Here is a 12,729-nt window from a genome sequence, read left to right as displayed (position 1 = left end):
CCATGCGTCAATTACCGTATAGTCATGATGCGGAGGTTGCGATTCTTGGTACGTTACTGGTCTATCCAGATTCAGTCAATCGTATTAATGAACATAACCTTGTAGTAGATGACTTCTACAACACTGAACATCAAAAAATATTCCGTCATATGTTAGACATAATTGAAGCTGGGAATTTTTTAGATGCAACGACATTAATTTCAAGACTTAGAGATCATCATGAACTTGATAGTATTGGTGGTGTTGACTTTCTATTCTATTTAACAGCGAATGCTGCAGCCCCTGCTACATTGAAGCATTATGTTGATGTCGTTCAAGAAAAGGCACAAATTAGACGTCTCATTAGTGTTGCGCAATTAATTGTGGACCAAGGATTTGATTCAACAACAGAAGTTAAAAATCTTCTCGATTTTGCGGAAAAGGGTGTATTAGAAGTTACGCAAGATCGTCAGGTTTCAGATATGCTGTCAAGCCAGGAAGTTGTTGCGGAATTCTTGGCGAATCTGGCAAAAATTCAAGAAAATAGAGATCGTATCACCGGTTTAAAGACAGGATTTGAAAGTTTAAACCGCGTTACAAATGGACTTCAACGTGGAGATTTAATTATTCTGGCTGCCCGCCCGTCGGTTGGTAAAACAGCGTTTGCACTGAATCTTGCACTTAATGTGGCAAGACATAACGATAACGGTAAAGGAAGTGTTGCAGTTTTCTCTTTAGAGATGCCAGCCACACATTTAATGAGTCGTATGTTAGCTGCGCAATCTTCGATTAAAAGTGAATTTTTAAGATCGGGGAATTTGACGGATGAAATGTCCAATGATTTAAGTATGGCGGCAAGCGTGCTGTCAAACACGAATATTTATATCGATGATAGTTCGACAGTAACGATGGCGGAAATTTTCTCGAAATGTCGAAAACTAAAAGCAGAAGTTGGTTTGGATATGGTTGTTATTGACTATATTCAGTTGATTACAGGACGTGGAAATTCCGATAGTCGCCAACAAGAAGTTTCTGAAATATCCCGTGGTCTGAAACAATTAGCTAGGGAAATGGAAGTTCCGGTTATTGCGCTCTCACAATTATCGCGTAACGTGGAAAAGCGTGAAGTCAAAATCCCGCAATTGAGTGATCTCCGTGAGTCGGGGTCGATTGAGCAAGACGCGGATATCGTAATGTTCCTTTATCGTGAAGAATACTATACACAGCACGAAGAAAATGATGATGTACCGAAAGGGCCAAAACCCGATTTGCAAGAAGTTTTGGTCAAAATTAGTAAACACCGTAACGGTGCTCTTGCAGATATAACGATGCAATTCAATGCGTCAATAACTAAATTTTACGATGTAGCAACAGGAAGGTAGGTGATGATCGATGAAGAAAAATTTTATTGTGATAGGAGTTGCGCTGGGACTGAGTGTAATTCTTGGATTGCTCGGTAAATATCAATCAGACCAACAAAGCATTGAAGCAGCTATGCAAGTCATTGATACATCGAAAGCAAACTTCCCTCAAGAGGTTGTAGCGGTAAATGATCGACCAGTTGAGATTACAAAACTTTATCATTCAGGAAAACTTGTCGGAATCATTCGCGATACATCGCGATTGGATACCATGTTCAATGACGTTTATGCTAATGAATATGCAGAAGAGTTTCCAGATTCAAAACTGAGTTTCATCGATGATATTTACCAAACCAAAGAATTGAGTTATAACATTTACGAAGATCGTGATGTAGAAATCTTTGGCTATATTCACGAGAAGAATTTATTTGCGATTGAAAGTAACAAAGTAACGTTCTCAAACGGTGCAGTTATCTATGTTAAAAACAGAGAAGACTTTAACACTGCGCGGGAAATGTTTATAAAAAACTTTGTGACAGAAGCAGGTTACGAGGCATTTGTTAATCAAAAGAAACCGACAACTCCCGATAGTTCAGGAATGCTTGAAAAATCTCTGGAAATTAACGAAACAGTAAAAATCGAAAAAGGACTTGCAAGTAAAGAAGATATTCTCATGAATGAAGACCAGGTATTAACGTTCTTAAACTACGGCTATGAACCTAAACTTGAGAATTATACAGTCCAAAAATACGATACCGTTGCTGGGGTGGGGTCACAAAATGGGATGTCCGCATCACAAATTGTATCCATCAATAGCGACAAGATTTCGTCAGAACAACAAATTTTACAAGAAGGTATGGAATTGAATGTCAGTAAATTTGACTCACCATTTACCGTTCTTGTAACAAAAGAAATGAAAACTACCGAACCAATCTATCCAGAAGATATCGAATACATTGAAGATCCAACAGTCGATGAGGGAACAGAGATTGTAGATGTGGTGGCACAAGAAGGAATTGCGGATGTTTCCTATAACATTTTATTTGTGAACGGGGAACAACAACGGTCTGATGAAACATCTCGAAAAACAACCACTGAAGCGGTTCGCGGGAAAGTGCGAATTGGAACCAAAGAAGAACCAAAAGTATCAAATATTGGTGTTGCTGGAACTGGACGATGGCCGCTGGCGGATGGACGTGTTATTTGTGAGTTTGGATGTTACGGTGGACACCGTGGGGTTGATATGCAACCGTGGGGTGTCTATGGATCAATCTTCTCAATTGACCGCGGGGTTGTAAATGGTAAAGGATATGATCAATCTGGATGGGGTCATTGGGTGCGGATCAACCATGGTAATGGTTACCAATCACTTTATGCCCATATGCCAGGACCTGCAGCAGTATCGCAAGGTGAAACGGTTGCAGCTGGACAGTATCTCGGTCAAGTTGGGGATACAGGTTTTGCGACTACACCTCACTTACATTTAGAAATTTGGGATTCTGGGGGGAATCGACTTAATGCATGCAACGGCTTTGTTACATGTAGATAGAAAGGATGTTTGATTTGAAAAAGCAGCTACCCATTATTTTAGGAGCAGCTCTACTAAGCGTTATTTTGGGATATTTGCTCAATCAGAGTGACTCCAAAATGATAAATAGTGAGACTTATCAAATTACAGATGTTGCCTCAGCAATTATTCCGCAAAATGTTGTTGCAACCAGTGATAAACCCCATGAGGTCGTTAAAATATACCAAAAAGATACCTTGATCGGAATCTTAAACAATACAGAATTGTTTGAAAGCAACTTTGATCGCGTTTATGAGGCAGAGTACAAAGACAAATTTAAAAATTCAAAACTTGGACCATCGGAAGATGTCTATACAACAAAGGCACTTAGCTATAACTCATATGAGAACAAAGACACAGAAATTTTTAATTACCTTTACGACCAAGGATTATTAGCTATTGAAGCACATAAAATTGAGTTTTCGAACGGTGCGATTATTTACGTGAAAAACATTGAAGATTTCGAACGAGCACGTGAAGGATTTATTAAAAACTTTGTATCATCAGATGATGTTTACAATGTACTAAAAAAAGGTGACAAATTACCGCCGATGACTGGTTATGGTGAACGAGAGATTGCGCTGAGTGTTAAAGAGACAATTCAAGTTACACCAGGCTTTGCGCCGGTTGAAAAAATTATGCAAGACGAAGCAACTGTACTTAAGTTTCTAAGTTATGGATACGATCCAAGTATTGAAACTTATGAAGTCGAACGCTTTGATACCGTTGATGGTATTGGTTGGAAGCATGGGATGACAGGATCTCAAATTCTTTCGCTGAACCGAGATAAAATTGTTAGTAGAGAACAACTCTTACAGCCAGGAATAGTCCTGAATGTTAGCAAGTTTAACTCGCCACTGACAGTTGAAGTCGTTCGAGAACGACGTATTGAGGAGATAGTTTATCCTGAAGACATTGAATATGTGGAAGATCCAGAACTAAAAGAAGGTGTCGAAATAATTGATGTCGTCGAACGTAATGGGTTGCGTGATGTTACATATAACGATACAACGGTCAACATGCAGTCAGTTTCTTCCAAGAGAGTATCGGAGCATACTACAGTCGAACCAATACGCGGAAAAGTACGTGTTGGTACAAAAATTGAACCTCGCATTGGGAGTGGGAAGTTCCGTTGGCCTGTTACCAATGGGTTCATTACCTGTGCTTATGGAAATAGTTGTTATCAAGGACATAATGGAACTGATTTTGTTTACTTTGGAAATGGTGGTTTGGGTGAAATTTATGCCTCTGACCGTGGTGTCGTAATTGAAGCGACATACAAAGACGACTGGGGTAATTATGTATTAATAGACCATGGAAACGGATATCAAACACGTTACGCTCATATGCGTAATCCGGGATCATACGTCCAAGTTGGAGAGGTTGTTACTGCAGGCCAGGCGATTGGGTATATTGGTAATACGGGTCGAAGTTTTGGAGCCCATGTTCACTTTGAAGTTTACCAATCCGGAACACGGATTGATCCATGTTCTGTGTTAGGTTGTTAGTAGGAGGTGGTGTAAAGAAATGAATTATGCAATACTGGCAAGTGGTTCGAAAGGAAATGCATGTATTATAGAAACAAACGGTACACGCATCCTTATTGACTGTGGTACAACCAAAAGATACCTTAGTCAAAGTTTTGAATCTCTTGGCTTGGGATTTGATGATATCGATCATGTTTTGATAACCCATGACCACTCAGACCACACAAGCCAATTAAAGCATTTCAAGAACAAATCAGTATTTACATCGTCTCCTGATATGGAAGACTTTACAACAGTCATTCCATATGAACCCTTTGAGATTGACGGGATTCACATCATGCCGATTAAAACATCGCACGATGATGCATATTCTGTAGGCTATGTTCTTGATGACGGAAAACGCAAACTGGTTTATATGACCGATACAGGCTATGTTAAGGAAACAGATCTCGTCTATTTACGAAATGCAGATTACTATATTTTAGAAAGTAATCATGATCCGGAAATGTTGATGAAAACGATGAGGCCATACTATATCAAACAGCGCATACTGTCAGATGTTGGACATTTGTCAAATTCTGATGCCGGATTAGTGTTATCAAAAGTTGTTACAGAGAATACGAAACAAATAGTACTCGCTCACTTGAGCGCCGAAGCAAATACCGAAGCACTGGCAATTGAAACCGTGTCGGATATTGTTTCAAACCCTAGGATAGAAATAAGCGTCGCAAAACAATATGAGATTGTAATGGGAGGCATAAACAATGAAAAACAATGATGGATTTAAACGAACTTTTTTAGGAATACTTGTAATTTTACTTGCTTGGAATGGTTTTTTAACATACCAGCTCTATGAGGTAAATAACAAGCCGACAACAACACAAACTGAGTCAGGAAAACCATCTCAGGAAGTTGTTACGAATTTTGATATTGATACAACACGCGTTGTTGAAAAAGTTGAGGACAAAGTAGTAAGTGTCGTTAATTACCAAGGCGATCGTGCCATGGGGAGTGGTTCAGGTGTTATCTACAAGAATACTGGTGATACGCTTCAAATAATTACGAACGAACATGTCGTCAATGGTGGAAACAAATTCAGCGTACGTTTGTCAAACGGTGAAGATAAAGAAGCGACATTAATTGGCTCTGATCCACTGTCAGACCTTGCTCTGCTTGAGGTTAAAGAAAAAACAGATATTGAACCCATTGTATTAGGAGATTCATCGGGATTGAAAGTTGGTGAATTTGTATTAGCAATCGGAAGTCCGATCGATCTTGAATTCGCAAACTCAGTTACATTCGGAGTTGTTTCTGGAAAAGACCGAAAAATTCCTGTTGACATAAATGGAGACGGCCAACCGGATTGGGATAGAGTTGCAATCCAAACAGATGCAGCAATTAACCCTGGGAACAGTGGTGGTGCACTTGTCAACTTAAATGGTGAACTCATCGGAATTAACTCGATGAAATTGAACCCACAACAAGTTGAAGGAATGGGATTTGCGATTCCAGCAAATGAAGTTCAACGCGTCATCGACGAAATCGCGGCAACTGGAAAAGTACAATATCCTGTACTCGGAGTATCATCAACATCGGTAGATGCGTTAAATCCATTCCAAAGAAGTTACTACAACATTCCGGATGATTTAAAAGGCGGTGTCTTTGTAGTTGAAGTTGTCGAAAAGAGTCCAGCAGCATTAGGTGGTATAGAGAAAAATGATGTCATTACAAGTTTTGACGGTAAAGAGATTACAGATTACAAGACTTTTAGAAATCAACTTTACACCAAAAAGTCAGGCGACACGGTATCGATGCAAGTACTCCGTGCTGGGAAAACGATTGATTTGGAAGTAACTCTCAAGTGATAAAAATAATCGCAATTGGAAAAATTAAAGAAAAAGAGATGCAAGCACTCATTGCAGAATTTCAAAAACGCCTTAAACCAATTCATATGATAGAGATGATTGAATTACCAAATAGTAATAAAAAAGAAAATGATATTAATGGCATTATTCAAGATGAGTCGCAACGCGTTCTTGACAAAATAGATCCACGGGACCATGTTGTTCTCTTGGATTTGCAAGGAAAAGATTTTACCTCTCCACAAATGTCCGAGAAGCTGGTAGATTTGATAGATCATGGAAAAACGGTGATATTCATTATCGGAGGTTCACATGGAGTGAGTGATGAAATACGACAGCGAGCAAATATACGTTGGCGAATCTCGAACCTAACATTCCCCCATCAACTTGTCCGATTAATGCTTTATGAACAAGTGTACCGAATGTTTATGATAGCTAAGAATCACCCATACCATAAGTAGTTTGAAATGGTTTGCATTAAAAAGTGCATTAGATTGTATTATTCTTACGAATAGTATAAAATTAAAGGGAAAAAACTAGGAGGAAAAAATAATGAAAGAAATCACAGTAACAGTTATCGATCCAGTTGGATTACACGCACGTCCAGCAACAGTAGCAGTTAACGCAGCAAGTAAATTTAAAAGCGAAATTAAAATTAGCTACAAAGGTAAAGCTGTAAACATGAAATCAATCATGGGTGTTATGTCATTGGGAATCCCAACTCAGTCAGAAATCGTAATTTCAGCTGAAGGCGAAGATCAAGACGAAGCAATTGCAACTATTGAAGAAGTATTAAAAGCTCAAAAAGTCATTGCTTAATATCATAATTGCATTAAAATAGAAGGTGTAAATCTTCTATTTTTTTTATTTCATCGTGGAGGGACAAAATGACAATTAAAAAATGGTCAGCATTGCAAGAAAAATACGACTGGGTAAAATCTGGGTTTGATAATTTATCAGATAGTGATCAACAAGATGCATTTTACAAATCGCTCGAGTTTGGGACTGCAGGAATGCGCGGACTTATTGGAGTAGGTCCCAATCGAATGAATGAGCTCACAGTTGCGAAAGCAAATGAGGGTTTTGGTAAGTATTTAGTTGAAACATTTCCTAATCAACCTCTGAAGGTTGCGATTGCTTATGATAATCGCCACAAATCTAGAGAGTTTTCTGAAGTCAGTGCACGGATTCTTTCGAGATATGGTATTGAGAGCTATATTTTTGAGGCGTTAAGACCAACACCGGAGCTTTCATTTGCGGTACGCGAATTGGGGTGTATTGGTGGAATTGTTGTGACCGCGAGTCATAATCCTAAAGAATATAATGGCTATAAGGTTTATGACGAGACAGGATGTCAGCTTGTTGACGATAAAATCGCACGAGTTATTGCGCTAATTAATGAAGTTAAGGATGAAACTGATATTGATTTGGAAACCTTTGACTCAACAAAGATACACGCAATCGATGACACCTTCGATAATCTCTATCTCGATGCAATTAAAACGATACAACTTCGACGCGAAGAACCAAAGAATATTAAAATTGTGTTTACTTCGCAACATGGAACCTCTTATCCAATGGTCCCCACCTTGTTATCATCGCTTGGATATGATGTAACGGTTGTTAAGGAGCAAAGCACCTTTGATCCTGATTTTAGTAATACAAAAACACCAAATCCAGAAGATCGTGAAAGTTACGAACTTGCAGTTGAATATGGAAAACGACTGGACGCAGATTTAATCCTTAGCTGTGATCCAGATGCCGATCGCATGGGAATTGTAGTTAAGCATAAAGGCATGTATCAATACCTTACAGGAAATCAAGGGGGTTCAATTCTGCAAGAGTACATCTACTCAAGCAAAATTGAACTAGACACAATGCCAACCAATCCAATTATGTTCAATACCGTAGTTACGTCAGATTTAGGGGAAAAGATAGCTTCTAAATATGGTGTAACCGTAGAAAAGACCTTAACCGGTTTTAAATATATTGGAAACAAGATTCAACAACATAATGAAGCGAATGATTACGATTTTGTCTTTGGGTATGAAGAAAGTTACGGATACTTAATTGCAGATTTCGTACGAGATAAAGATGCGATTCAGGCATGTTTAATGGTTGCTGAAGCTACAAACTACTACTTGAATCAGAATAAGACGCTCGTTGATGTTCTAGATGCGCTTTACGATGAACATGGTGCACATGTTGAGGCTCAAGTAGCAATTACTAGAGCTGGTGCAACTGGTTTAGAAGAAATTCAAGAAATCTTAAATACGTTTAGAACTGGTGTGTTTAAATCCCTTGCGAATATTGGGGTAAAGTACTTTGACGATTTCCAAACATCAATGCGCTCAAATGGCGAACAACTTGATTTTCCAAAATCGAACGTCTTAAAGTTTTATCTTGAAGATGGCTCTTGGATTGCGATAAGACCATCAGGGACTGAACCGAAATGTAAGTTCTATTATTGCATTGTTGATGAAACCATCGAGAAGGCGCAAGCTAAATTCGAACTATTAAAAGCAAGCATTAATTCAATTGCAAAAATTTAGACGGGAAACCGTCTTTTTTAGTTAATAATGACTTGGAATAGGTATTGTAAAATAGAACCTTTCGTGCTTCTTACGACCTAGCTTTTTAGTGTAATACATTGAAACAAAAGGTAAAATGAGGTACTCTAATACCAAAGGAGCGAAATTATGAAACAGATTGATAACTTAGCAGTAAATGCGCTTCGTGTACTTTCAGTAGACGCGGTACAAAAAGCAAACTCAGGACACCCAGGGATGCCGTTAGGGGCAGCCCCAATGGCATATACAGTGTGGGCTAACCACATGAATTTTGATCCTAAAGATAGTAAGTGGATAAATAGAGATAGATTTGTCCTTTCAGCAGGACACGGTTCTGCGTTGTTATATTCAATATTACATATGTTTGGATATGATGTGACACTTGAAGATCTTAAGTCATTCAGACAACTCAACTCAAAGACACCAGGACACCCAGAATATGGACATACAGATGGTGTTGAAGCAACGACTGGACCACTTGGAGCAGGACTTTCGACTGCTGTAGGGATGGCGATGGCTCAAGAGCACCTTGCTGCAAAATACAATAAACCAGGTTATGATTTAATTGATAACTACACATTTGTCGTGGCTGGTGATGGATGTATGATGGAAGGAATTACCAGTGAAGCATCTTCCTTAGCTGGAACACTTGAACTAGGCCGGCTCATCGTTCTTTATGATTCAAATGAGATTACTATCGAAGGACGCACCGATTTAGCATTCAAAGAAAATGTCCGCGCGCGTTATGAAGCATACGGATTCGAAACTTTCCTTGTCGAAGACGGAAATGATCTCGAATCAATTGATGCAGCAATTGCAAAAGCAAAAGAAAATACAAAACAACCTTCGCTCATCGAAATTCGCACCAAAATTGGTTATGGTAGTGACAAGGAAGACTCTTCAGCGTCACACGGATCTCCACTAGGAGATGCATCAATAGAAGCACTAAAAACATTCTTAGAATATCCTAGCCTTGAACCGTTCTATGTTCCGGAAGAAGTTTATGCACACTACAAAGAAATCGCAGACGAAGGAACTAAAGTTCATGACATGTGGATAGCTCTATTTGAGGATTATGAAAAAGAATATCCTGAATTAGCACAACAATGGAACAAAGACTTTTCGGAAATTTCATTAGAGTCTCTCTTGGAAAATAAAGCATTGTTTGAGTTTGAAGACAAACCACAAGCAACTCGCAATGTTTCAGGAGAAATGATTAACCGTCTTAAAGATACATATTCAAATATGTTTGGTGGTGCAGCTGACCTTGCGTCATCAAACATGACTGCAATGAAAGGTGAAACCTCATTTAGTTCGGAGAACTATCTCGGAAGAAACATACATTTTGGAGTCAGGGAACATGCTATGGCTGCGGCGGGTAATGGTATATCATTGTACGGTGGCTTGAAGCCATATGTAGCAACGTTCTTTGGTTTTACGGATTTCTTAAAACCAATGGCTCGCCTAAGTTCTCTTATGAATGTGCCGTTAACATACGTACTAACGCACGATAGTATCGGTTTGGGTGAGGATGGGCCAACACATGAGCCAGTAGAACAATTGTCGATTTTACGATCACAACCTAACTTCATCACCTTTAGACCGGCGGATGCACGCGAAACAGCATATGGATGGGCTTTAGCGTTGTCATCAAAAACTACTCCAGTTGGACTTGTGCTTTCTCGTCAAAATCTTCCGCAACTCGAAATGTCTGGAGAGAATGCGTTGAAAGGTGGATATATTGTATATGAGCCCAAGACAGTAGATGCAATTGCAATTGCGACAGGTTCGGAAGTAGCAATTACACTAGAAGCAGCGAAGAAACTTTCCGAAACTGGCGTCGGTGTTCGAGTTGTAAGTATGCCGTCAACAGAGCTTTTCGAAATGCAAGATGAAGCATACAGAGAGTCTATTATTCCTTCAACAATTCGATCCCGAGTTGCTGTTGAAGCTGGAACTTCGTTACCATGGGGTAAATATGTTGGACTTGATGGTGCAACAGTTTCCCTTGATACATTTGGCGCTTCGGCTCCAGGAAATGTTCTGTTTGAACACTTTGGATTTACAGTCGATAATATTGTCGAAGTTATCAAGTCAACGCTGAAATAATAATCGTTATATAGAAACAACCACTCCACGTGGTTGTTTTTTGGCTCGTTATAATCCAGTGTTGGTGAGATAGTCCGACACATTTAGAGTCAGTACCATCGTCATAGAAATACGATGATGTTTTTTTAATTTCTAAGTGTATCATTGTGTTTGATATTAGTAAAATTCTTGATCTAAAGTTATAGAAATCTCGGTATCCAAAAGCGATTCGTTTTATAACTCTGAAAAGGTTATTTGTTCTTTCTAGTTTCCTGTTTGAGTATGGATATGTTAATGCATTTATAATAGGGTTCTTTTGTTTTTTAAAGGTCTTTAAGACATCTTTCATTGATTCGGCGACATGAGAATTTGGTGGGTTCATCAAATCTGATAATAGCCTCGTGTTCTTATGCTAATGGCTTGTTTTAAATGTTGGCAAAGCCAGTAGGTGCTTTCAAACTCCTGCGAAAGTCTTAATAAATCGTCAATAACCTGTGATTCTGTCATGAGGTACTTATAACCCGTAAATTTTCGATAGTGATGATTATCCAAACTCGAAGCGTCTTTGAGAATGAGTTTCCATTATCGTTTAAGGCGAGCATAGTATTTCGGATTGTGTTTCATGACGTGCATTCGAGTGGAATTTAAAGTGCTATTAATATGCTGTACGATATGGAAACGATCTGTAATGATTTTTGCGTTGGGAAAACAGGACCGAATGAGTTGGATGTAGGGTTCGTATATATCGATGCAAACTGTTTCCACCTGCCCTCTAACGTCGAGTGAGAATCGAAAGAAGTAACTCTTGAGCAAGCTTAAGTGTCTGTCTTGAAGGATATCAAGTACTTTTCCGTTGGCGACATTCATATAAATGAAGGACATTTTATGATGAACGAACTTAACGGATGAAAAATCATCAAAAGAAAGATGTTTCGGTAAAGTCTTATGATTCACCTTGAAGTGTTGGTTCAATTAAAAAGTGTTGAGGATTTCTCGCCTACACTAGAATATGTAGAACCTTTTTTCTTTGTAAGCACTTGTGCAGCTTCTGTTTATAAAATTATTTTCAAATTATTCAGTGAGGTTTTCAACTCGACTAGTATTCTATAGCGAGCGTCTAACACAAAGTGATTGTGATACAATGATATAGAGAGGTGAATTATGATTAGATACATGAAAATCAGTGAAATAGACAAAGTTATTGATATATGGGAAACGGTCAATGTTGAAGCACACGACTATATATCGGAACAATACTGGCGTGAAAATAAAGAAGTGGTTAAGGAAGCGATGGAAAATAGCAATATGTATGTTTATATTGACAACAATGAGATTCTTGGTTTTTCCGGTATAACTGGAGGAAGCTATCTTGCAGGGATTTTTATATTGTCGTCACATCGTGGTAAAGGAATTGGTAAACAAATGATGGATTTCTTGAAAGATAAATATGATGATATTCAACTCAGTGTTTATGAAAAAAATAAAGGTGCGATTTCGTTCTATCTAAGGGAAGGTTTTAAAATTGACGAAAGTTCCATCGATGAGGAAACCGGAGAGATGGAATCCTTGATGAGTTGGTCAAAATAGAGTTAATAAGTGCACAAAACCACCCATACTCACATTGGGAAAAATGTATATTTAAAAAGATTAAATTAGTCTCTAAAATGCGTTGACACAAGTGATATAGGGTGGTATTATGTACAAGCGTTCAAGGGAACTTGGGTGCAAAATGGTCTTTGAAAACTAAACAGGAAACGTCAATTTCAAAAGAAATACAAGAAATAAACAAAACTCGTCAGAGTATAAAAATGAGAA

Annotated in this window: 12 protein-coding genes; 10 read left to right on the top strand and 2 right to left on the bottom strand. The window is 38.5% G+C overall.

Going from position 1 to position 12,729, the window contains the following annotated elements:
* Positions 1-2 precede the first annotated feature (2 nt).
* From dnaB to tkt, 9 genes are all read left to right on the top strand, one after another.
* Positions 3-1,361 (top strand): replicative DNA helicase, encoded by a 1,359-nt coding sequence (gene dnaB, locus GVV22_RS10110; RefSeq protein WP_159641582.1) that lies wholly within the window; start codon positions 3-5, stop codon positions 1,359-1,361.
* 10 nt (positions 1,362-1,371) lie between these two features.
* Complete coding sequence (locus tag GVV22_RS10105; RefSeq protein ID WP_159649943.1) at positions 1,372-2,889, top strand: M23 family metallopeptidase; 1,518 nt, start codon at positions 1,372-1,374, stop codon at positions 2,887-2,889.
* 14 nt (positions 2,890-2,903) lie between these two features.
* A complete protein-coding gene (locus tag GVV22_RS10100) occupies positions 2,904-4,415 on the top strand; it encodes a M23 family metallopeptidase (protein ID WP_236261955.1) in 1,512 nt (503 codons plus the stop codon).
* Between the two features lie 19 nt (positions 4,416-4,434).
* A complete protein-coding gene (locus GVV22_RS10095; protein ID WP_159649941.1) occupies positions 4,435-5,172 on the top strand; it encodes an MBL fold metallo-hydrolase in 738 nt (245 codons plus the stop codon).
* Entirely contained in the window at positions 5,159-6,259 is a 1,101-nt protein-coding gene (locus GVV22_RS10090) for a S1C family serine protease (RefSeq protein ID WP_159649940.1), read from the top strand. Before GVV22_RS10095 ends, GVV22_RS10090 begins: the two co-directional genes overlap by 14 nt.
* Positions 6,256-6,717 (top strand): 23S rRNA (pseudouridine(1915)-N(3))-methyltransferase RlmH, encoded by a 462-nt coding sequence (gene rlmH, locus GVV22_RS10085; protein WP_159649939.1) that lies wholly within the window; start codon positions 6,256-6,258, stop codon positions 6,715-6,717. The genes GVV22_RS10090 and rlmH overlap by 4 nt, the downstream gene beginning before the upstream one ends.
* 91 nt (positions 6,718-6,808) lie before the next feature.
* Positions 6,809-7,075, top strand: a complete 267-nt coding sequence (locus GVV22_RS10080) for a phosphocarrier protein HPr (RefSeq protein ID WP_159638428.1) — start codon at positions 6,809-6,811, stop codon at positions 7,073-7,075.
* Between the two features lie 68 nt (positions 7,076-7,143).
* Positions 7,144-8,808: a phospho-sugar mutase gene (locus GVV22_RS10075; RefSeq protein WP_159649938.1), complete on the top strand. Its 1,665-nt coding sequence runs from the start codon at positions 7,144-7,146 to the stop codon at positions 8,806-8,808.
* A gap of 147 nt (positions 8,809-8,955) precedes the next feature.
* Positions 8,956-10,935, top strand: coding sequence for a transketolase (gene tkt / locus GVV22_RS10070; protein ID WP_159649937.1), 1,980 nt, complete (start codon positions 8,956-8,958; stop codon positions 10,933-10,935).
* On the opposite strand, the gene GVV22_RS11230 is transcribed toward tkt, so the two are convergent.
* Both GVV22_RS11230 and GVV22_RS11225 read right to left on the bottom strand, forming a co-directional pair.
* Positions 10,916-11,296 (bottom strand): transposase, encoded by a 381-nt coding sequence (locus GVV22_RS11230; protein WP_159649936.1) that lies wholly within the window; start codon positions 11,294-11,296, stop codon positions 10,916-10,918. The genes tkt and GVV22_RS11230 overlap by 20 nt on opposite strands.
* 200 nt (positions 11,297-11,496) lie before the next feature.
* Positions 11,497-11,868 (bottom strand): transposase, encoded by a 372-nt coding sequence (locus GVV22_RS11225; protein ID WP_419178511.1) that lies wholly within the window; start codon positions 11,866-11,868, stop codon positions 11,497-11,499.
* 207 nt (positions 11,869-12,075) lie between these two features.
* Here GVV22_RS11225 and GVV22_RS10055 point away from each other — a divergent pair, with 207 nt between their 5' ends.
* Positions 12,076-12,501 (top strand): GNAT family N-acetyltransferase, encoded by a 426-nt coding sequence (locus GVV22_RS10055; protein ID WP_159649934.1) that lies wholly within the window; start codon positions 12,076-12,078, stop codon positions 12,499-12,501.
* Positions 12,502-12,729: the final 228 nt, after the last annotated feature.

It is taken from the genome of Erysipelothrix aquatica, from assembly GCF_009828825.1.
Taxonomy (GTDB): Bacteria; Bacillota_I; Bacilli_A; order Erysipelotrichales; family Erysipelotrichaceae; genus Erysipelothrix; species Erysipelothrix aquatica_A.
Note: the sequence above shows the minus strand (reverse complement) of the source record. Positions and strands in the feature narration are given on the sequence as shown.